Annotated in this window: 25 protein-coding genes and 1 riboswitch; of the genes, 13 read left to right on the forward strand and 12 right to left on the reverse strand. The window is 47.7% G+C overall.

Features of this window, described 5'->3' with window-relative positions:
- Positions 1-7: 7 nt before the first annotated feature.
- From C8D85_RS07605 to C8D85_RS07635, 7 genes are all read right to left on the reverse strand, one after another.
- Positions 8-760 carry a M15 family metallopeptidase gene (locus C8D85_RS07605; protein WP_244936960.1) on the reverse strand — a complete coding sequence of 251 codons (753 nt, stop codon included), beginning with the start codon at positions 758-760 and terminating at the stop codon, positions 8-10.
- On the reverse strand, positions 757-2,034 hold the full coding sequence (locus tag C8D85_RS07610) for a TRAP transporter large permease (RefSeq protein WP_133561280.1): 1,278 nt from the start codon (positions 2,032-2,034) through the stop codon (positions 757-759). The genes C8D85_RS07605 and C8D85_RS07610 overlap by 4 nt, the downstream gene beginning before the upstream one ends.
- The gene (locus C8D85_RS07615) at positions 2,028-2,513 is read right to left on the reverse strand and encodes a TRAP transporter small permease (RefSeq protein WP_133561282.1); all 486 of its coding nucleotides are present in this window, start codon (positions 2,511-2,513) and stop codon (positions 2,028-2,030) included. Before C8D85_RS07615 ends, C8D85_RS07610 begins: the two co-directional genes overlap by 7 nt.
- A gap of 45 nt (positions 2,514-2,558) precedes the next feature.
- Positions 2,559-3,557, reverse strand: a complete 999-nt coding sequence (locus tag C8D85_RS07620) for a TRAP transporter substrate-binding protein (RefSeq protein WP_425324507.1) — start codon at positions 3,555-3,557, stop codon at positions 2,559-2,561.
- A gap of 177 nt (positions 3,558-3,734) precedes the next feature.
- A complete protein-coding gene (locus tag C8D85_RS07625; protein WP_133561286.1) occupies positions 3,735-4,646 on the reverse strand; it encodes a LysR family transcriptional regulator in 912 nt (303 codons plus the stop codon).
- Between the two features lie 88 nt (positions 4,647-4,734).
- Entirely contained in the window at positions 4,735-5,052 is a 318-nt protein-coding gene (locus C8D85_RS07630) for an antibiotic biosynthesis monooxygenase family protein (protein WP_133561288.1), read from the reverse strand.
- 138 nt (positions 5,053-5,190) lie between these two features.
- Positions 5,191-6,072: an EamA family transporter gene (locus tag C8D85_RS07635; protein WP_133561290.1), complete on the reverse strand. Its 882-nt coding sequence runs from the start codon at positions 6,070-6,072 to the stop codon at positions 5,191-5,193.
- A gap of 145 nt (positions 6,073-6,217) precedes the next feature.
- Here C8D85_RS07635 and C8D85_RS07640 point away from each other — a divergent pair, with 145 nt between their 5' ends.
- Positions 6,218-7,642 carry an aminotransferase-like domain-containing protein gene (locus C8D85_RS07640; RefSeq protein ID WP_133561292.1) on the forward strand — a complete coding sequence of 475 codons (1,425 nt, stop codon included), beginning with the start codon at positions 6,218-6,220 and terminating at the stop codon, positions 7,640-7,642.
- On the opposite strand, the gene C8D85_RS07645 is transcribed toward C8D85_RS07640, so the two are convergent.
- The gene (locus C8D85_RS07645; RefSeq protein WP_133561294.1) at positions 7,624-8,220 is read right to left on the reverse strand and encodes a hypothetical protein; all 597 of its coding nucleotides are present in this window, start codon (positions 8,218-8,220) and stop codon (positions 7,624-7,626) included. The two genes, C8D85_RS07640 and C8D85_RS07645, sit on opposite strands and share 19 nt — an antisense overlap.
- A gap of 197 nt (positions 8,221-8,417) precedes the next feature.
- Between C8D85_RS07645 and C8D85_RS07650 the strand changes: the two genes are divergently transcribed.
- Complete coding sequence (locus C8D85_RS07650; protein WP_133561296.1) at positions 8,418-9,770, forward strand: multicopper oxidase family protein; 1,353 nt, start codon at positions 8,418-8,420, stop codon at positions 9,768-9,770.
- On the opposite strand, the gene C8D85_RS07655 is transcribed toward C8D85_RS07650, so the two are convergent.
- Positions 9,765-10,652 (reverse strand): LysR family transcriptional regulator, encoded by an 888-nt coding sequence (locus tag C8D85_RS07655; RefSeq protein WP_133561298.1) that lies wholly within the window; start codon positions 10,650-10,652, stop codon positions 9,765-9,767. The genes C8D85_RS07650 and C8D85_RS07655 overlap by 6 nt on opposite strands.
- A 117-nt stretch (positions 10,653-10,769) precedes the next feature.
- On the opposite strand from C8D85_RS07655, the gene C8D85_RS07660 reads away from it, so the two are divergent.
- The 5 genes from C8D85_RS07660 (at position 10,770) to C8D85_RS07680 (ending at position 15,133) form a co-directional block, all read left to right on the forward strand.
- Positions 10,770-12,188, forward strand: coding sequence for a coniferyl aldehyde dehydrogenase (locus tag C8D85_RS07660; protein ID WP_133561300.1), 1,419 nt, complete (start codon positions 10,770-10,772; stop codon positions 12,186-12,188).
- Between the two features lie 34 nt (positions 12,189-12,222).
- Complete coding sequence (locus C8D85_RS07665) at positions 12,223-12,900, forward strand: type 1 glutamine amidotransferase domain-containing protein (RefSeq protein ID WP_133561302.1); 678 nt, start codon at positions 12,223-12,225, stop codon at positions 12,898-12,900.
- Between the two features lie 75 nt (positions 12,901-12,975).
- Positions 12,976-13,881 carry an efflux RND transporter periplasmic adaptor subunit gene (locus C8D85_RS07670; RefSeq protein WP_133561304.1) on the forward strand — a complete coding sequence of 302 codons (906 nt, stop codon included), beginning with the start codon at positions 12,976-12,978 and terminating at the stop codon, positions 13,879-13,881.
- A complete protein-coding gene (locus C8D85_RS07675; RefSeq protein WP_133561306.1) occupies positions 13,881-14,891 on the forward strand; it encodes a DUF2955 domain-containing protein in 1,011 nt (336 codons plus the stop codon). Before C8D85_RS07670 ends, C8D85_RS07675 begins: the two co-directional genes overlap by 1 nt.
- Positions 14,892-14,953: 62 nt before the next feature.
- Complete coding sequence (locus tag C8D85_RS07680) at positions 14,954-15,133, forward strand: DUF6435 family protein (RefSeq protein WP_133561308.1); 180 nt, start codon at positions 14,954-14,956, stop codon at positions 15,131-15,133.
- 13 nt (positions 15,134-15,146) lie between these two features.
- Here C8D85_RS07680 and C8D85_RS07685 read toward each other — a convergent pair whose 3' ends face one another.
- From C8D85_RS07685 to C8D85_RS07695, 3 genes are all read right to left on the reverse strand, one after another.
- The gene (locus tag C8D85_RS07685; protein WP_133561310.1) at positions 15,147-15,683 is read right to left on the reverse strand and encodes a GNAT family N-acetyltransferase; all 537 of its coding nucleotides are present in this window, start codon (positions 15,681-15,683) and stop codon (positions 15,147-15,149) included.
- Positions 15,684-15,750: 67 nt separating this feature from the next.
- The gene (locus tag C8D85_RS07690) at positions 15,751-16,062 is read right to left on the reverse strand and encodes a hypothetical protein (protein ID WP_133561312.1); all 312 of its coding nucleotides are present in this window, start codon (positions 16,060-16,062) and stop codon (positions 15,751-15,753) included.
- Positions 16,063-16,064: 2 nt separating this feature from the next.
- Positions 16,065-16,301 (reverse strand): helix-hairpin-helix domain-containing protein, encoded by a 237-nt coding sequence (locus C8D85_RS07695; RefSeq protein ID WP_133561314.1) that lies wholly within the window; start codon positions 16,299-16,301, stop codon positions 16,065-16,067.
- A 235-nt stretch (positions 16,302-16,536) separates the two neighbouring features.
- Positions 16,537-16,635, forward strand: a riboswitch (TPP riboswitch).
- 85 nt (positions 16,636-16,720) lie between these two features.
- Between C8D85_RS07695 and thiD the strand changes: the two genes are divergently transcribed.
- From thiD to thiM, 6 genes are read left to right on the forward strand one after another with little or no spacing between them, the layout of a single operon-like run.
- Entirely contained in the window at positions 16,721-17,530 is an 810-nt protein-coding gene (thiD, locus tag C8D85_RS07700; RefSeq protein ID WP_133561316.1) for a bifunctional hydroxymethylpyrimidine kinase/phosphomethylpyrimidine kinase, read from the forward strand.
- Positions 17,531-17,534: 4 nt separating this feature from the next.
- Complete coding sequence (locus tag C8D85_RS07705; protein ID WP_133561318.1) at positions 17,535-18,281, forward strand: ABC transporter ATP-binding protein; 747 nt, start codon at positions 17,535-17,537, stop codon at positions 18,279-18,281.
- Positions 18,274-19,014 (forward strand): ABC transporter permease, encoded by a 741-nt coding sequence (locus tag C8D85_RS07710; RefSeq protein WP_211342158.1) that lies wholly within the window; start codon positions 18,274-18,276, stop codon positions 19,012-19,014. The genes C8D85_RS07705 and C8D85_RS07710 overlap by 8 nt, the downstream gene beginning before the upstream one ends.
- A 15-nt stretch (positions 19,015-19,029) precedes the next feature.
- On the forward strand, positions 19,030-19,980 hold the full coding sequence (locus tag C8D85_RS07715) for an ABC transporter substrate-binding protein (RefSeq protein WP_133561322.1): 951 nt from the start codon (positions 19,030-19,032) through the stop codon (positions 19,978-19,980).
- Positions 19,981-19,988: 8 nt separating this feature from the next.
- Entirely contained in the window at positions 19,989-20,663 is a 675-nt protein-coding gene (gene tenA / locus C8D85_RS07720) for a thiaminase II (protein WP_133561324.1), read from the forward strand.
- The gene (gene thiM, locus C8D85_RS07725) at positions 20,660-21,454 is read left to right on the forward strand and encodes a hydroxyethylthiazole kinase (RefSeq protein WP_133561326.1); all 795 of its coding nucleotides are present in this window, start codon (positions 20,660-20,662) and stop codon (positions 21,452-21,454) included. Before tenA ends, thiM begins: the two co-directional genes overlap by 4 nt.
- Position 21,455 lies beyond the last annotated feature (1 nt).

Consider the following 21,455-nt stretch of genomic DNA (forward strand, 5'->3'; position numbering starts at 1 on the left):
TAAAACATCAGATAAATTGATTATCAACTATTTCGTTTTCCCACTGCTTAATAATATCGCGAGGCTTTGAGATACCATAAAAAGCTTCAGATTGGTTTTTACGGTATGACCATAATTGATTTCCATAGTCGAAATGCCACCACTCACTAGGTAAGTTTGTAAACCCCGCAGCCATCATTGCATGATATAGAACACGTCGATTAAATCGAGCTTGCTCATGGCCTTGAAGGTTTTCAAATGCATCCGTCCAAGATAACTTACTAGCTTCATCAAATTCCGTTCCCATATCTAAAAGACGTCCATTTGTGTCACACAATGTGACATCTACAGACCCGCCAGTTAAATGAGGACTAGGAGAAAGCTTATCGCTGCTTGGCGGTGATACAAGACTCTTTGCTTGATTAAATAAATGCTGTTCATCGTGGTTCGGGAATGACTTCCGCAAAATATTAATTAAGCTATCGAAGAAATGTTGTTGTACAGAGAACGGTCGCCAACCATCCAATACTACAAGCTTAAAGCAATCTGGCAGAGCTCTCGCAGCGTGGTGAAGCTTTTCAAAAACAGTCTCGCGAACAAAGCATTCAGGTATCGCATTTGCTATACCCATTTTTGCGTAAAATGGGTAGGTCACGAGATGCTGAGATGTACTCAAAGGAATTAGACGCTCTCCATTGTCGACAATTGGAATGCTTTTGTAATCAACCCAGGAGAAATCATCAGTTGCAGGAATTTTCATATCCACTAGATCATTGTTCACTGAAATATCCCCGGTAATGATAATGTTAACGCTGGAAAGCAAATAACGAAGATCTGAACAAACACCGCAACCAATACAAACGGCCAGATGCTTTTAAACATCTCACTGATTTGTAATTTACTAACGGCAGCAGCCACAAATACACAGGCACCCATTGGAGGAGTGATCAATGCAATCGTAATATTAACAGTAATAACCACGCCTAAATGAACAGGATCGATTCCTGATGCAATTGCTACAGGAAAAAAGACCGGAGTCAGTAACATCAAGGCAGACACTTCTTCCATCAGCATACCGATAAAGAAAGTAATCAAACTTAATATCAGTAACACCATAGTTGGGTTATTTTTAAAAGGCGCCAAATACTCAACTAGTTGATTAGGTAACTGGGCATAAGCCAGTAACCAACTCACGACAGCTGAAGCTGCAATGATGACAAAGATAGAGCAACTTAATAGAGCGGTATCTACGAGCGCTTCTTTTAACTTTTGCCAGTTTAAAGTACGGTTGATCATCCCTAGAATCAACGCATAAGCAACGATTAAAGCACCAGATTCAGTGGGTGTTACAAACCCGAATACAATACTGGCTACAATAATAAATGGGGCAATCAGCGCAGGGGCAGAAAACCAGAATGCCGTTAAAATGCCCCGCAGAGTGGACCTTTCATTTTGGCTTTGTATCCCAGCCTTTCGCACATACAGATAGTTCATCGCTACAAAGGCACCGCCCAACAGTAGGCCTGGAATCACACCCGCAAGAAATAAATCTCCCACTGATGTATTCGTAAGAGACGCATACAGAATCATAAATATGCTTGGTGGAATAATCGGGCCGATTAGAGAGCTGGCAGCTGTCAATCCTGCAGCATAGCTCGTGCTATACCCTTCTTTTTTCATCGCTGGAACTAATAAGGAGCCTAAAGCAGAGGTGTCTGCAACCGCAGAGCCATTGACGCCAGCAAAAAACACACTAGAGACAACATTGACATAACCTAGCCCACCTCGTAGATGTCCCACTAAAGAGTTTGCAAGACGAATCAGTTGAGTGGTTAGTCCAGAGGAGTTCATCAAATTGCCAGCAAAGATAAAGAGCGGAATAGCCATCAATGCAAACGAATTAATCCCGCCAAAAAATTGCTGTGGCAATATGCGAAATACGAGTGAAAAATCTACAAAATAAAACCCTACGATGGCTGCCAACATTAAACAGATAAATAAAGGCACACCTAAAATAAGGTTGAGTAAAAACGTACCGATTAGGGCAACTAACATATTTCACCCTCGTTGGTTGGCTTTTTAAATGGCCCCTGTAGGGATGACATTAGAAATAAAGATATAAACCCAACAGGTAGAGACATAAGGGGAATGGTTTTACTGATACTTAATCCCATACTTGTGAATTTACTTAACGATAACGCGTATTTAAAACTGACATACGCGAAGAAAAGAGAAACGGCCGTCACAACCAACCATTGGTATAACTCAATTAAACGACGTGGCGTTTGTGAGACAGATTGCTCAATAATAGAAACCCTCATGTGCCTCCCATCAACGTAGGCACAAGACACTGCCAACATCACGCTGGCAACAATGGCATAACGAGATAATTCATCAGACCAAATGGGGGAATGATTGAGTGCATATCGAGTGAAAACACTGTACAGAATAATCAACACATTCAACGCCAAAATACTGACAGAGCAGAGCAGAAATAAGCGATACAACCGCTCACAGAGAAACTGAAACTTCATACGAACCTCTAAAGAAAGGCGCCCTAGAGCGCCTTTGAACAAGTCTTACTTTTGAACGCCTGCGTCTTTAAAGGCGAGATCAATCCACTTTTGGTCAATCCCTTCTTCTTGCAACCATTTCAAGTACGAAGGCTGTCCAATCTCTTGAAACTGTTGCAGCTCCGAAGCTGTAGGTCGATATACGTCCATGCCTTTCTCCTCAAGGAAGGCAATACGCTCTTCTACCTGACTCTGTACCGCTTTACGGTTGATATCATTAGCTTCTTTCACCGCCTCTTCCAAGGCTTCTCGCTCACTATCGGAAAGCGACTTAAGCAGTTCATCGTTTGCAACTAAAAATTGGTCAGAGTATTGAACGTTAGCAAGAGTTGCGTATTTTTGAACTTCGAATAAGCTGCCAAGAATAATGTACATTGGCGGGTTCATCTGGCCATCAGCAACGCCGGTTTTTAAAGATAAGTAAACTTCTGTCCAAGGGATTGGCGTTCCAGAAGCCCCAAAGGCTTCATAAAGTGCTACTTGACTCTTATCCATCGCACGAAAACGTAAACCATCGAAGTCTTTTGGAGATTTGATAGGGCGCTCATTATTGGTAAACGCTAGAAAGCCACCTTCTTCAACGACCGCCAACAAATGGCCACCCGTACGCTCATAAAAAGCTTCTTTAGCTTCTTGCCAATATTGGCCCTCATCAAAAAACTGGCGGGCATGATCGAAATCAGAAAACAGGAATGGAATAGAACTAACAAAAATTTCAGGAAACAGCGGAGAGACGCCACCAAATGATGCGATATTCAAGCTCGGCGTGTTTAGCACCTGCTCCATGCGCTCTTCTTCTTCCCCAAGCATACTGTTCGGATACAATTTTAATTCAAGCTCTCCATCCGTTTTTTTAGCTACTAGTTGCTGTAGATTTGAGGCAAACAGGTGCACTGCATTCTTGTCTGCGTCAGGTGCACCGTTATAACTAAGATTAATTGTTTGAGCATGAATAGAAGCGGATAAGGCTGTTAGAGCAAGCCCTGTTGCAAGAGGCTTGAGCATAGATTTTGTCAACGCAAGTTTGTTTAGCATGTTCATTATTTCGTCCTTTTGTCACCTTGAGCGATCATTATCTTTGGCGGCTATGTCATTTTTTTGTAGCACCTTTAAGACGTTATCCTTGATATGTTGACACCACAATAGTCAAAGTGTTGATTTTTAGTCCACACAGTAGTTTCTCTAATCATGCAGAAAATTCATGGTTTCAGATAAGTGTTCAAGTAACGCTTGGGCCGCTAAGGTCAACTCTCTCCCCTCTAAACTCAATACTCTGACTTTAGCCTGCTCAAAAATTGGGTTGTGCATTGGAACCACTTCTATCTTATGACTCGCGATCTCGTCATGCACCGTTTGCAAGGGCATGAATGTAATCCCCAGCCCAGACACAACAAAGTTTTTCAAAGCAGCTACAGAGTTAGACCTGAGTCGCGGCACTAGTTTTTGATGATGAATTTCTTCGCAAAGAGTCACCAGACGTCCCATGCCTGTAGACTTATCTATTAACGCCATTGGGTAATGTGTCAGCTCCTCAAACGTGACAGGCTCTTTTGCTCTTGTTAGTTCATGACCAAAGGGTACGATGAGTTCTAACGGGTGATTAGTTTCTAAATGACAAAACAATTTTGGATGGTTCACAGAGGCATACGTTAAAGCAAAATCAATATGCTCTTCCTGTAGTAACTGAACAGCATCTTGCGCCCCAGCCATTTCAACCGTTAACTGAATGTCTTTGTGAAGTTCAAGAAAAGACTGTAGAGAAGAAGAGATTAAGTCACCTAAGATACCTTCCCCCACCGCTATTCTAACCTCCCCAGTACGAAGGTTTAGCAGATCATCAATGCGAGAAAGCGTCGCCTGCTCACTAGACGTCATCTTTCGATAATACTGAAGTAACTCTTCTCCAGCAGGCGTGATCGGGTTTCGATTATTTGTACGGTCCCATACAGGCAACCTAAGCGTCGCTTCCAGCTGTGAAATTTGCCGACTCACCGCGGAAGGGTCAATATTCAGACGAGCAGCGGCCTTCCTTAGAGTTTTATAACGCGCAATAGCATTTAAATACTCTAGTGTTCTAGGGGACAACTTATGCATCTGGGTGGCACTCCATATAAATAACTAGAATATTTCAGCGTTTATTTATATTACGAGAAACAGAGACAATTGAAATGCCTGCATACTCCTAAAGGCCGTAATCTCGCTCTACCTTTGCAATACGAACTTTGAAGGTTTCATACCATTGCTCACGGCCCATTTTCTGAGCGCCTAAATGCTCTACATTTTGCTTCCATTGCTTAATCGAATCCAAGTCTTGCCAGTAGGAGACAGTGACTCCCACGTCCTCCCGCGCTGACTCCATCCCTAAAAAGCCTGGCTGCTGCTCAGCAAGCGTGACCATCTTGTCCGCGACCTCACCGTAGCCGTTATCACCAGCTGTTCGAACCGATGTAAAAATCACCGCATAGTAAGGGGGTGAGGGGGTCTTTGCTAAAAGCATCATGGGTTGTCCTTCGATAGTAAGCACTTAATTAATCATGTGATTTCACTAATTTTATCATCCCACTAACAGGGGTCAGACTCCTTACATACCGTAGTTTCAGTGACGTAAAGCTTTGCAGGAATCTGACCCCTTCAATATCTACCCAACTTTCACTATTACCCGCCTCTTCGGCAGTTTGATTTCGCTCACTGCGACACCTAGCAGGATCACTAATGCGGCGATAGACTGCGCCGCATCGAGGCTTTCACCAAAGAAAAGATAGCCGCCGATTAGGGCAAATACCGGCACTAGCAAGGTCATAGGAGCGACGCTTGATACGGAGTATTTGACGATCATTTTGTTCCAGAACCAGTAGCCAAGCAGTGTCGTTGGGTAAGCTTGGAAAGCAGCGGAGAACAGCACAGAGCTGTTGATGTTCATGATGGATTGCGCCACTGAGCTTGGGCCACTGACAGCCATCGCTAACAGCAGTAATGGAACCGGAGCAAAGGCCATACCCCAAATATTAAAGGCAAAGATTTCGCGGGTTCCCGAGCGTTTGACGATTAAGCCATTCACGCTCCAAAACACCGAAGCGCTGAGTACCAAGGCTAACCCTAGCACCGTCATGGTGCCGTCTTGGTTCCAGATAATTATGCCCAAGCCTATCAAAGCGAGTATCGTGCCTAGAACTTTACTCACGGTGACTTGTTCTTTGAGTAAGTAACGACCCACTAACAAGCTACTGATCACACTCATATCCAACAGCAAGGAGGCCAAGCCAGAGGAAACGCCCGCACCAACGGACAAGGTGGTCAAGCCCCAAACCCCAACGCCAAAGGTTAAGCCATACGCCATCAAATAACGCCACGGCACATTGGGACGGCGAATAAAGAAGATCAGCGGTAATACAGCTAGGGTAAAGCGCAACGCAGTTAGTAAAAAGGGATCGATATCGTTCACCCCCAGCTTGATCACGCTAAAGTTAAAGCCCCACAGCGCCATCAGTAACACCAGCAACAAACTGTCTCTTTGATTCATGATATGGCCCTCTCGTTTATTAAGCCGTTCTGATCCGAATGAGGACAAAGTATGAGACGATGCTTGCCAAGAGAGCAGATTCAATTTTTAATAAAATTAAGAGTACAATTTTAACAACCGCATTTTGAAAGGGTCTGGTCGTACGATGACTTTATATGAAACGCTCGCCCAGACGTTTATTGACGATATCATAAGTGAGCGTTTACCAACTGGTTCTCGCCTGCCTGCTCTTAGGAAATTGGCTAAACAGCAATCGATCAGTTTGACGACCGCCGGAAAAGCCTATGCGTACTTGGAAGATCGAGGCTGGATTTACGCGCGCCCTCAAGCAGGCTACTTCGTTGCCAATCGAAGCAAAAAGACTGCGTTCCCAGCTCTCTCTAGTCAGTCTTTAGTCCCCCGAGATCCAAGCCACTTTGCGCCACAGCAAGGTTATGATGCTGCAGTGACGGGCTTTGCTCCACTTGGAACCTCTTTGCTTGCGCCCGAGTTACTGCCAGAAACGGACCTAACTCGAACCATTAAACGCGTCACCCAACGGGCTAGCCAGAGTATGTTTCGCTACCCAGAGTCTCAAGGTGCTGCCAGCTTGCGTAATGCCCTCTCGGAACATTTTAGAGACCAGCATTTTGCCTTTAACCCCGAGGAGCTAGTCATCACTAACTCCTGCTTAGAATCAGTACGGATCGCTCTGGAAAGCGTAAGCAAGCCAAACGACACCATCGCCGTCTGCTCGCCTTGCTTTAGCGGCCTACTCGATCTTTTATCCACCTTACAGCGTCAGATTATCGAAATCCCCGTTACCCATGAGGGCATTGATCTCAGCCTACTCGAAGCCTGCTTTGCGGAACAAAAAGTCTCTGCGGCGTTATTAAGCACCACTCACATAAACCCTCTCGGTATTACGTTGCCCACCGACCAAAAGCAAGCCATCGCAAAGCTTGCAGCTCAATATCAAACACCAGTAATTGAAGATGATGTCTACTTTGAGCTTAGCCACGACAAGGCTCAACCTCTACCTGCGAAATACTGGGATAAGGAGGGTTATATTCTATGGTGCAGCTCCATCTCAAAGACGCTCGCTCCAGGTTTACGCCTTGGTTGGTGTTTACCTGGGCGCTATTTTGATCGGTTTTACCAACAGCATCACAGCACTAGCATGGGGGTCAACAGCTTGGTCCAAGCCTGCATCGCAGAGTTTTTGTTGTGCGGCGATTACCGTCGACACCTCAACGCGCTCAGGCCCATTTTGCAGTCACAAATGCATCAGTATCGACAGCTCTTAAGCGAGCATTTACCAGACTCCACGCAAATCAGCGCCCCGCAAGGAGGACTTGTACTGTGGCTACGTATTCCAAATTTAGATACCAATGCTCTCGCTGAACAAGCATTACAACAAGGCATCGATATTCGCCGCGGCAGCTGTTTTAGCACGCATCCTGATTACAACGATTGCTTCAGAATTAACTGCGGCTGGCCTCTCTATCATGAGGTAGACAGTGATAGTGCGCAGGCGCAATTACATCGCCTTTGTAAGTTAATCTGTAAAATCTATGAAACAATGGATTGAGCTAACCTGAGTCGTCGATATTGCATCATGGCCAATAGCAACACACAGGCAAGCGCCATCACAAATGGGAATAACACGGTGGCAAGGGAATACGCCTCTAACGCGATGATTGCGCAGGCATTACGTAAGATGATTAACAAGAAAAAGGCTCGACTTTCTTCAAACGGATAGTGATAGGCTTTTCGAGCAGTGGGACCAAAACCTAGCACATCCACGACCGTAAGTATGATGACCGCCCACAAAGGGTCTTGGGTGAGATACCAGAGAGGCAAAGACGCGAGTGCCGCAGCCAAAAACCACCAATCTAATACCGTGGAGGAGGCATCCCCTCGCTTTAAATAGGCTAGAAACGCGACATACAGGGTGATAAAGCCAGACACGCCAATTGGCCAAGCGCCAATACCGCCATCCGCTTGCAGCTGTGCAAAGAAGACGATCGTCGTAGTCAGGCCCCAGATAAGCCAAGAAAACACATGCGGTTTTACACGTCCATTTAAGACCTGCACGATGTAAGGTACAAAGCCCGCAATCGCAAGCACCATCGCTGCACCGCCCATGCTCCACTTAATCCAATCCATAACCATCTCCTTATTTTGTCATGGCCATGTTAGCGGGCATTTCACCTCACTGCTATGCAAATCACGCCATCTCCCAATGCTTAGCACACGATTTATGGCGTCTAAGATCAATAGTTTGATGCAGAAACAAGTGCCGTTATTGAGAGTTGTTTTCATTTGTGAAATGATTTTGCCCTTGCTAACACAGGAGTGTCTCCATGGATCGCCGTCAATTTCTAAAGTCCAGCTCAGCGCTGTTAACGCTGGGTGCTATGCCAAACATCCTTTTAGCGACACCAAGTGAGGGCTTTGATTATGAGCTCATCGTCGCACCTGCCGATGTGCGCATCGCGCCGGATGGCAATACCCCTGCTTGGTGTTTTAATGGGCATTTTCCTGCGCCGGTGATCCGTGCCAAGCAGCATCAGCCCGTGCGCATCCGTGTGGTGAATAAGCTCGCAGAACCCACGACGATCCATTGGCATGGGTTGCGCATTCCGATTGCGATGGACGGTGTGCCCTTTTTGAGCCAAGCACCGATTATGCCGGGGGAAACCTTTGACTACGAGTTCACGCCACCTGACGCGGGCACCTTCTGGTATCACCCACATATGAACAGTGTTGAACAGCTTGGCAAAGGCTTAGTTGGAGCGTTTATCGTGGACGAAGCCGAAGATCCGGGCTTTGATGCAGATGTGGTAATGGGATTGAAAAACTGGCATATCCGCGACGATGGTTCTTTCACTGCGTTGACGACTCCACGCAATGCTTTTCGTATGGGCACGCCAGGGCGCTTGATGACCGTAAATGGCAAAGTCGCGCCAACCTATTACATCCCTACTGGCGGAGCGATCCGCGCTCGCCTCGTAAACATTGATAACACGCTGACTTACAACATTCGCGGCGACGGCAGCGACCTCACTATTGTCACCGTTGATGGCAACCCCATCGCAACACCTCGTCCGCTGCAACAGCACTTAATGGGCCCAGGTATGCGTTTGGATCTAGGCTTTATTGCCCCCGATGAAGCGGACCAGATCGTCACCTTGTACCATAAACACGAAGTGCTAGTACGCTTTAAAACCGTTGGCGAAAGCAAGCAACGTCGAGCTCTGCCGCGCTTACCTTTAAACCCGATTCCAACGCCTGACCTCGACAATGCCGAGACCATTCAATTCGCGTTTGAATGGGATGCCTCCATCAACCCAGTGAAAAAAGACGGCAAGGTCAATTACCGCTTCTGGACCATCAACCGCAAAGCATGGGACGGCATGTCAGCGAAGCACATTCCTGAACCACTCGCCCGATTAGAACAGGGCAAAACCTACATCTTTGAGTTAGCCAACCTGACTCAATACCACCACCCGATCCACCTACACGGCCACACCTTCACCGTTTTAGATTCCAATAAACAACGTATCGAACCGTTTCACACCGACACAGTGTTACTAGGCCAAAATGAAACCGCGAGAATCGCTTTTGTTGCTGACAACCCAGGCCGCTGGATGTACCACTGTCATGTGATAGAGCACCTCAAGACGGGGCTAATGGGGTATATTGAGGTGTCATAGTGACCTTAATTGAGTAAGCAAGGTCTGTCTTGCATGGGCAACTCGGACTTGGCGTAAAGCACTCGGTAACCAAATTAAATAATAATGAATGTCACGGGTGCCAACTGGCGAAGGAATCTCCATAAGTTCGCCCTGAGCAATTTGCTGCTGACATAAGAACTCCGGCATTACGGACCAACCAAAACCTTGTGCCAGCAACTTACGCTGGGCACGCAGATCTTGACTCACAACAGCAGGGACCAACGACGCAATACTAATTTGATTTTTTAGCAACCAAGGTTCGATCAACGATAATTCCAAGTTATAAGCCAATAAAGACTCGGCACGAATCGCTTCGCCAAAGTCTTGTGCTGACATGATGCGCTTTACGACACTGGGAGCGGCCACTGGGAGTACTTTACTGGTATAAATCAGCTCACTTTTCAAACGATCATCTAAAACAGGATGTGCAGAGACCCCCAAATCACAATGCCCCTCAAGCAACATGCTCGACACCATGCTGCCGTTACCAGTATGCATACGAATTTTCACCCCCGATTCCAATAACGGTAGCATCTGTACACTGAGTATCTCAGCCATAAAATCCGCATGTCCGACTATTTGCAAGACTCCAGAGATGTCCATTGATCGTGCTCTTGCTGAGGCCAAAGCCGCCTCTGCTGCTTCCAGCTTATCACCAATGTCCATGGCTAATTCATCGGCTGTGGAGGTAGGCTCAACGCCACTAGAGGAACGTTCAAATAAAGGTCGCCCAATGGCAACCTCCAGTCCCGCAATGTGTTGCGATACAGCAGGTTGCGTCAAATTAAGTGAACGCGCTGCACCGCTAATAGAGCGCTGGCGATAAACTTCTATAAATGTGCGCATTCTTGCAAGAGACATTTCGACACCCCATAAATTTATTTATACCCTCTGAAAAATAGCATTGTTACCCCTCTCCTCTCAATCGCTTCTACGATGTAGGCATTAAAAGCAAGCCATCCAACTACAGGGGGATGTATGTCAAAAGAAACAATTCAAAACGAGCTAGAGAAAATTCTCAGCAGCATGAAACGCCAACAACTTCGTTCTGGCCCAGCGTCAGTCGAGTTACGAAAAGACCGTTTGCAGCGCTGCATAAAATTAATCCGTGATAACCATAAAGCTATTGCTTCTGCGATGAGCGAAGATTTTGGGCACCGTAGCTTATACCAGTCTTACGTGGCCGATATGGTAACGACCAGCAAGATGTTGCAACACGCCATCGATAATCTAGAAACTTGGATGAAGACAGAACAAACTGCCTCACCTGACCCTGAAATGCGCACAGAAATACAATTTCAACCATTAGGGGTTGTTGGTGTCATTAGTCCTTGGAATTTTCCAATCAATTTAGCATTTGGACCGTTAGCTGGCGTATTCGCAGCCGGCAATAGCGCCATGTTGAAGCCTTCTGAGCTGACACCTAAGACTTCAGATTTATTGGCTGAATTAGTGGCCCGTTACTTCGGCCCTGAAGAGCTAACCGTCGTACTAGGGGATGCGGATGTTGGCCAAGCTTTCAGCCACTTACCTTTCGATCATTTAGTCTTTACTGGTAGTACCGCTGTGGGTAAGCATGTGATGCGGGCTGCTGCAGAGAACCTTGTGCCAGTGACATTGGAGCTGGGCGGAAAGTCACCAGTTATGGTGGCCAAAGGTGCTGACCTGAGCAAAGCCGTTGAACGCACATTAACGATTAAATCCTTTAATGCTGGTCAAATTTGCCTATCACCAGATTATGTTTTGCTGCCTACAGAACAAGCTCAAGCGTTCAAAGACCAAGCGCGAGAATTCATGGAAAAAACCTTCCCAAGCATTCAAGAAAATACCGATTACACCGCGATCATTAACGAACGCCATTACCAGCGCTTAGTCGATCTATTAGAAGATGCGCGTCAAAAAGGCGGCGAGATCATCAATCTTGCGCCGCAAAATGAACCAGCTTACGACGCCTCTAGCCGTAAAATCGCTCCGCATTTGGTGATTGGGGCAACTGACGATATGGCGATCATGCAGGAAGAAATCTTTGGCCCATTGTTGCCCATTCGTCTGTATCAAGAAGAAGACGAGGCAATTCAGTATATTAATCAACACCCTCGTCCTTTGGCCGCCTATTACTTCAATGAGGACAGCACAGCACAGCAAGCGTTTGCGCAACAAACGACTTCTGGGGCGCTGGTCATCAACGACGTTATGACCCATGTATCTATTGATGAGCTACCTTTTGGTGGTGTGGGCGCATCTGGAATGGGGGCTTACCATGGTATTCATGGCTTCCGCCAGTTCTCTCATGCCAAAGCGGTGGTAGTACAAAGCGAAACGGGTGCATCAAACCTTCGCTTACGAGCACCGTATGCAGACAAACAAGCAGCCGTAGACGCTTTTTTTAATCACTGATTCACCCATATTGATAAAGGATAGAGAGGTTTACATGAAAATTTTAATGGTTCTTACATCACATAATGAGCTGGGCAACACTGGAGAAAAAACAGGCTTTTGGTTAGAAGAGTTTGCCGCACCGTACTACACCTTTTTAGATGCAGGTGCTCAACTTGTGTTGGCTTCACCTATGGGTGGCCAGCCACCTCTGGACCCGAAAAGTGATTTGCCTGACTTTCAAACCCCTGCTACCGAGCGATTTAAAAAAGACGAACAGGCGCAACAAGTACTAGCAAACACCGTCAAACTTGAAGACGTGTCACAGGCAGATTTTGATGCGGTGTTTTACCCTGGCGGTCATGGCCCTCTGTGGGATCTTGCCGAGTCAGATCAGTCTATTGCCCTGATCGAAGCGTTTGCACAAGCAGGCAAGCCAATCAGCTTTGTTTGTCATGCGCCTGGTGTACTGCGTCATGTGAAAGCAGCTAACGGCGAGCCGCTTATAAAAGGGCGTAAAGTCACTGGCTTTACTAACGGAGAGGAAGCGGGAGTGGCGCTGACTGATGTGGTGCCATTCTTGATCGAAGATGAATTCATTCGTCTTGGTGGTCATTATGAAAAAGGCGCTGACTGGCAGCCTCACGTGGTTGAAGATGGTCGTTTGATTACAGGCCAGAACCCTGCCAGCTCAGAAGCGGTCGCACAAGCTTTGATCAAACAGCTGGCCTAATTCTCCTCAAATCTCGTCGAGGAGGCGTTCCATATGGGACGCCTCTTGGCGGCTATTTCTTGATAACGAGCTCACATGAAACGCGATATTTATGCTTATCTAACGTCTGTCGTGCTGTTTTTGGCGATTGCGTTTAGTATCTTTTTAGTCATTAGCGATAACGAAATACCTTTTACCACCCAGGCGCGACTAAAAATAGCCCCACTAAACATCTCAACAGAAGTATCAGGGCATATCGAGAAAGTACTGGTAAAAGAAGGTGAACAGGTAACAGTCGGACAACCTTTATTCGAGCTAGATTCCAGTCAATACAGTCTGGCTGCGGAAAAAGCTCAAGCTAATGTCCTTCTGGCCCAAGGCCAATGGCAGCAGGCAGACCGTTATTTAGCTCGGATTCAGTCTTTATACGAGTCAGCTTCCGCTAGTAAAGAACAGCTAGATGAAGCTACCGCGAACAAGCAGACTAAGGCGGCCACGTTACAAGCCGCTAAAGCAGACCTGAAAACAGCCCAACGTAATCTGCAATTGACACAAATCGTTGCTACGAAAGCGGGCACAGTGACCAACCTTACCTATCAAGAAGGCATGTACGTCACGCCATCAGATACGCTAGTCCACATTGTCAATCAACAGGATCTATGGATTGCAGCAGACTTCACAGAAAAAGGGCTACCTGCATTAACCAAAGGTCGTGCGGTAAACATTGTCTTCGATGCATATCCGAATCAAGTATTTCTAGGCCACATTCGTTCAGTCGATCCAGCCATCTCTACAGGAGCGGAACAAGTAACGAGCTTAGCGCAAGTTGAAGAGGAAACTCGCTGGATTCGTCCGCAACAAAAAATTCGTGTACGAATCCAAACCGACCAAGCTCCAACACTACTGGTTGCTGGCAGTCGCGCAAGCGTCATGGTCCGCGATGACTATCATGTGGCAGACATTTGGATGACAATTTTAAGCTGGATGAGATACATCTACTAATGTACGAGCTCATTCGCAAAAGTCTTATCATTGTGATGTGCTTAATGCTGAGCAAAATGCTGCACCTAGACGTCAGCGTCTATGTCGTTCTTTTTGCGATAGTTGTTGCCACGACCAGTTTCTCTAAGCACTTCCATCACCTATTGCAGCGCCTGGCACCCTCAGTATGCGCTGCCATCGGAGCGGTATTTGTAAATCAGCTGTTCGCATCGCATCCATTTATTATCTGGACTTGCAGCATATTGTACTTTGATCATGTCCGTCGTCACGCTGACAATAATCTACGTATCCGTATGGCCACTCTGCCACTGTTTATGATCATCTTCATCACGACCTATCACAGCAGCAGCGATTACACCTTAGCCATACCCAATATCATCCGCGATGTAATATTAAGCGCCCTGCTAGCTGCGCTTGTAGCGAGTCTTATCAATCACTTAATGCCGATAAGAACACACCCGCCTAAACCTACGGTTGTCTCTCAACCTGTCACAGGCACTGATCGCCTTAAAATGCTGATATTGGTTGGTGGCGGCTTGGCCTTCATCATGATTAATGAAGTGACCAGCGCGGTGTTTTGCTTAGTTCCATTGATTACCTCAGCGATGCAACCTACCCATGAACATATGAAGCAACACGCCACAGAAAAAATCCTATCTCAAGTTGGAGGATGCAGCCTCGCGGTAATCGCTTCATTTATGTACTCAGGCACTGAAGTCAATGTATTCACCTATTTTGTCGTCTCTTTTTTGATGGTGTATCTAATATTGAAGTGGAGTCATTACTCCGAACCAAGAGATCGCGCTATTCACGCTGACGCATTAATGGGCTTTTTGATACCGTACCAACTCTATGTGGCGCACTATGGTAATGACTTTGGCTTAAGCTCTATTGCCTTAAGGGCAATTGAGTTAGTGATTGCTCTATTGATTATCTATACGCTAGCGCACTGGTTGAATCACCTATCGAATTATCCAAATGACGATAAAGCAAGACACGGAAGGACTTAGAATTGAACCAAACTAGACGCTAGCTCGTAGAACAAGGGCAACTTAAATAAAGGAGCTCTTCAGTGCTATCGTTGTTCAAATCTAACCCGACCAAGAAACTTGAAAAGCGTTATTCAGAACTGCTTGAGCAGGCCATGCAAGCACAGCGCAAAGGCGATATCAGAACCTACTCAATGCTGACAGCGGAGGCCGAAGCAGTGCACGAACAAATCAAAGCCCTCGACGCGCAAAAGTCTCAGTGATTCACTCTCGCCTTTACCAATAAGCAGGGTCTTTGAATGGTTCCACACAAGTGGGTCGATCCGCCATCACAGGGATAGGCTGCCCGTTCAATGACTGCCCCTGCCAGCCAAATGGCATAGAAAGTTTTACAGGAGCTTGTATCACTGTCTCAGACAAGGGCTCAAAGCCGACTTTCGAGTAGTAAGCTGGATCGCCATAAGTAATCACTACTTCCACTGAACGTTCCTTCAACGCATTCAAGCCAAACTGAATCAGAGCCTGCCCAACGCCTTGGCATTGCTGTTCAGTTGCCACGGCCACAGGCGATAGCATATACACCGAAACTGGCGCTTCGAACAGCAGGCGCGAAAAGAAAATCGCCCCAACCAGCGTTTCATCCTCGTAAGCAGCAAAACCTAACACCGACTCGTCATCTAAAAGCGACGACAACTGCTCTGTCAAATGCCCCAACATCGCCCCTTCTTTTTCCCCTTCGGAAGCGGCAAATACAGACGAGAAAAGCCCAACAACTTCGGCTTGCTGAGAAGAATGAAAAGCTCGGTAGATCATCGGGAACCTCGAAGATGAATGGTGGTGATCCAGAAAGGTAACATAGATAGCGGACTTAGATTGCAGTTTACAATGTAGATTTCATCGACACGGCATCACACCAAAATTCTGCATAGCTGTCCGCGACTAACTCCACTTTGATCGTGCAAAAGTCTCTATCAGAGTCCACTTCTTCAGACACGGTGACATTCTGGAAATCCATTAATTCGATAATGTTCTGGGGGTCATCAATACGAAGGAACTCAAGGCTTACGACATCATCTGCCTTAGCAAAGCTCACACTAAGATTAACGGCATACTCACCTAGTGGCCGCGTCATCGCGATGGAAGTAACCCTCCAAGAACTATCGAATTCATATAGGGTGTTATAACTGGACATTTTCACAGCCCTAGCCTTGCCCGTTCTATCGCAGATTTGACTGCTGATAGGGCTTGAGGACTGTTTTTCCAACAGGTAGTTCTAAGCATTGAGGCAACTATTTCAGCAATTTCCTTTGGCTCATATCTCGCCAGCTCCGAAAAAGAATCAATACCGACTTCCTCAAAACGCTTCACGACGGTAGGCCCAACGCCTTTTACTTCAAGTAGCGCTGCTTTTTCTTGTTCACTAAATGCCATACGAAAATTCCTTTCACTAGGTAACGTCCAATTCAGTCATAAGCCCCTTAGAAGTTCATAACCTTCTAACGGAGCGCATCTGTGCTAGTGAACTTAGCGTATTTATTGGAAGGGGCCAATCATGTTTAAGCAATATTCCGTACGTTTATACTATTCCCGCGCGCAGCGCGGTCGTACGAAAATCGAGGGCCCAATAGGTAGCTAGTGTCTGAGGCAAAGAGCTGATAACATCGTGATCACATAGTCGGGGGGCAGTAATGCTGAGATCGCTTAGGCGAGACCCGTTGAACCTGATTCAGTTAGCACTGACGTAGGGAACTATGGGGACAATGTTAGTTGAGTTCCGCGATGTTTCAATCCTCTGTCGCTGGCTCCTGCGCATCTCGCACCCCGTTTTCCCTTCGTCCGAGGGGAATATCATGACAAACACTCCTATTACGTTAAGCATCGCAGGCTCGGACAGCGGCGGTGGTGCAGGCATTCAAGCCGATATCAAAGCCATCTCTGCCACGGGCGGTTACGCCTGCACGGTGATCACGGCGACCACGGCTCAAAACACCCTTGGGGTAACCGATGTCCATGCCATTCCCCTAGATCATATCGCAGCACAATTGGATGCGGTCTTTACCGATCTCAACGTGCAAGCGGTCAAAATCGGCATGCTAGCCAATGCAGAGATCATTCAGCTTATCGCCCGCAAGCTGCGCCAATATCAACCTAAACACATTGTACTCGACCCAGTGATGGTGGCGACCAGTGGCGATTTATTGCTGCAACAAACCGCCATTCAAACCCTAATAGACGAGCTACTGCCGTTAGCCACGCTGATTACTCCCAACCTGCCTGAAGCAGCTACCCTGCTGAACACAAACGTTCCAGGCTCTGAACAAGCTATACGAGAGCTGATCCCAGCGTTACAGCAATTGCCAACCAAAGCGGTGTTGCTAAAAGGTGGACACCTTGAAAGTTTGCCAGACAGCAACGATTGGTTGATTACAAATGGCGATGTGCAAACCTTCACCACGCCTCGCATTGATACACAAAACACCCACGGCACGGGCTGCACGCTGTCGTCAGCGATTGCTTCATATCTTGCTCAAGGGGCGGATCTAACGTCGGCTGTTCAGCAGGCCAAAGACTATTTAACCGGTGCCATTGTTGCCTCGAACCAGTTACAGATTGGTCAAGGTCACGGCCCGGTGCACCACTTTTATCAATGGCAGCGCTAAACCTATGAGCCAAGGATTTGCGATCTCGATTCAGGCCGATGCGCTGCGCTACACAACACACGCAAAGCCCGTATTGCAGGATTTAGTCATGCAGCTGCCAGCACAGCAATGGACGTGTTTATTGGGCCGTAGTGGCTGTGGTAAAACCTCGATTTTGCGCAAGCTTGCGGGCTTACTGGAAGAGGCTCAATGGCAAGGAAAAATCGAGACAGACGGCCAACCACTGTCTGGCAATATTGCTTACATGGCGCAGCAGGATTTACTGCTGCCTTGGCTGTCTGTACTTGATAACGTCTGCATTGCCGAACGCTTACAAGGTCGCAGCTTGTCCCAAGATCTGCGTGATAAAGCCTTGTTACTGCTGGAAAAAGTAGGCCTTAAGGCGTACGCCAATAACTACCCTCACACGCTTTCTGGTGGCATGCGCCAGCGGGTTGCCCTAGCGCGAACCTTACTGCAAGAACGCCCCATTGTATTAATGGATGAGCCGTTTTCTGCCTTAGATGCGGTCACGCGCCACAAGTTGCAAAGCCTTTCATTCGAGCTACTACAAGGCAAAACCGTGTTGCTGGTGACCCACGATCCGCAAGAAGCGGTGCGCTTGGGACATCAGATTTACGTGATGGAAGGCTCCCCCGCCAACGCACACCTTTTAGCGGGTTTAGCATCCACACCGCCTCGGCAATTGGATGAACACAGCGCCGCACTTCAAAACGATATTTTGCATCGACTTGGAGGTGAGCATGTCTAATTGGCTTCGTGGTGCCACAGCAAGTCTTGTGATACTGGGTTTATGGCAAGGGGCGATCCTGATCTGGTCGTTACCCAGCTTTATTTTGCCTGCTCCCATAGCTGTGTTCGAGGTGTTGATCTCACGCTGGCCAATGCTTTGGTCACATACCTGGGTCACGGCACAAGAAGTACTGATCGGGCTCGCCCTCGGTGTCAGCATTGGTTTGTGTTTCGCCTTGCTGATGCTGCTGTTTCGTCCGGTAAAACAATGGTTGCTGCCGATTTTGATTGCCAGCCAAGCCATTCCAGTATTTGCCATCGCGCCGATTTTGATGCTTTGGCTGGACTATGGCATCGCCTCAAAAGTCGCTATGGCGGCGATTATTATCTTCTTCCCTGTGACCACCTGTTGTTTCGATGGTCTTCGCAGCACGCCGTTAGGCTATCTGGATCTCGCCCAAACCCTTAACGCGAACCGCTGGCGCACCCTTTGGCATATTCAATTGCCTGCCGCTTTGCCTGCTTTAGGTTCAGGACTTCGTGTTGCAGTGGTGGTTGCACCGATTGGCGCGGTGGTGGGCGAATGGGTTGGCTCCAGCGCGGGCCTTGGCTACCTGATGTTGCAGGCCAATGCCCGTATGCGCATCGACGAAATGTTCGCTGCGCTGTTTATTCTTTCTCTGTTTTCGGTCGCCCTGTATTTCAGTGTCGATTGGTTATTAAAACGCTCGTTACCTTGGCATTCTCAATAAGGATGGATGATCTCTATGAATACTTATACACGTTTCAGCACCACTGCCCTGCTTGGCCTATCAGCCAGCTCATCATTGTTGGCAGCCGACCATGAACTGTCGCTGATGCTGGATTGGTTTGTGAACCCTAACCATGGCCCTATCGTGATTGCTCAGGAAAAGGGCTACTTTGCAGAACAAGGCCTAGACGTCACCATTCAAGAGCCAGCTGACCCAAGCATGCCACCCAAGCTGGTCGCTGCGGGCAAAGTCGATATGGCGATCTCTTATCAGCCCACTTTGACCATTGATGTGGCAGCGGGCTTGCCATTGATCCGCTCTGCTACCTTGATTGCGACGCCGCTGAATACCTTGATGGTGATGGACGATAGCAAGATTACATCGCCAGCAGATTTAAAAGGTAAGAAGATCGGTATTGCCATCGCTGGTACAGAAGAAGCTACCGTTGGCACCATGCTTAAACACCATGGTGTGATGTGGGATGAGGTCGAGATCATCAACGTTGGTTGGTCCCTGTCGGCATCGTTGGCTTCTGGCAAAGTGGATGCCATTTGGGGTGGTCTGCGTAACTTTGAAACCAATCAGCTAAAGCTTGAAAACTACGCTGCGACAGCGTTTTTCCCAGAAGAGCACGGTGTACCGGCCTACGATGAATTGGTGTTTGTGGCGAACAGCAAAACCTACGATAAGGAGTCGATTCAAGCCTTTAACCGAGCGCTCGAAAAAGCCACCACCTACATCGTAAACCACCCAAAAGCGGCTTGGAAAGAATTCATCGCCTACTCTCCTGATACCTTGGACAACGAGCTGAATGCTCTAGCATGGAAAGACACCTTAACGCGTTTTGCCCTGCGTCCAGCGGCGATTGATTTGGCCCGTTACGATGATTACGCCGAGTTTATGTTTGAGCACGGCATCATCGAATCGCTACCAAAAGCCCAAGACTACGTGCCAAGCCTTAACTAGGAGCCACCATGCAGTATCAAGACCTGATTGAGGCGTGCCAGCAAGAGTGGCAAGCCTATACGGAACATGATTTTGTACAGCAATTAGCAAAAGGCACCTTAGCAAAACCAAGCTTTCTGCATTATCTGAAGCAAGACTTCTTGTTCCTCAAGCACTATGTACGAGCCTATGCCTTGGCCATTTATAAAGCCAACAGCCTAGAAGACATGCGCCAATCGTTGCCGACAGTGCACGCATTGCTCGACAGTGAAATCGCCCACCATGTGGCATGGTGCGAGCAATGGGGCATTAGCGAACAAGATATGGAACAAGAGCCAGAGGACTTTGGCACTGTGGCCTACACGCGCTTTGTGTTGGACGCTGGTATGAGTGGCGACCTGGTCAGCCTCTATGCAGCCCTAGCCCCTTGTTCCATTGGTTACGCCGCCATCGGTCATCAACTGGCACAACAATCTGACACTGTATGGGACGCTAACCCCTACCAAACGTGGCTCAAGCTCTACAGTGGCGATGACTTCCAATCCCATGTGGCACAAGGCGCAACGCACTTTAATAAATTGCTCGCTGATATCGAGCTGAGCAGCCAAAAGGGCCAGCAGCTAATTGAAACCTTCCGCACGGCCACGCGTATGGAAATTGCCTTTTGGCAACAAGGCCTTAACCAATCCGGAGCCAATCTATGAACGTAAACGCGATTTGTACTGCGCTGGCGCAACTGCGCGAACAAGCGCCATTAGTCGTCAATATCACCAACTATGTAGTGATGAATAACTCCGCCAATGCATTGCTCGCCATCGGCGCCTCACCCATCATGGCGCATTCACGAGAAGAAATGGCTGAGATGATGGCCTTTGCTGGCGCCTTGGTGATCAATATTGGCACCTTGGATCGTACTTGGATTGAGCGTATGACCTTTGCCGTGGAACAAGCCAATGAAGCGGGCAAGCCGGTGGTGCTCGACCCAGTGGGTTGTGGGGCGACCAGCTTACGTACCAACACTGCACGCCAGTTGGCCGCCCTTGCCAAGCATCTGATCGTCCGTGGTAACGCTTCGGAAATCATTGCGTTAGCGGGACAAACCTCCCAAGGGAAAGGTGTTGATTCGCAAGACCCTAGCGAAGCCGCATTGGAGGCGGCCAAGCAATTGGTTGAGCAATACCAAGCACAAGTTGTGATCTCTGGTGCAACAGACTACGTCGTCAGCAATGAAGGCACTTTTGCGCTGAACAATGGCCATCCCATGATGACGCAAGTGACTGGCACAGGTTGCTCACTCAGCGCGATCACCGGCGCATTCGCAGCCATAGGTGAAACCAGCGGATTAGCCGCCGCAGCGGTCATGGGTGTGGTTGGGGAAATCGCCGCAGAGCAGACCAAAGGCCCTGGCAGTCTGCAGGTAGCCCTGCTCGATGCCTTGTATAACTTAGATGCCGACACACTGACGCAGCGCTTAAAACTGTCGCAACTGACCTAAT

It is taken from the genome of Marinomonas communis (assembly GCF_004363305.1).
Taxonomy (GTDB): Bacteria; Pseudomonadota; Gammaproteobacteria; order Pseudomonadales; family Marinomonadaceae; genus Marinomonas; species Marinomonas communis.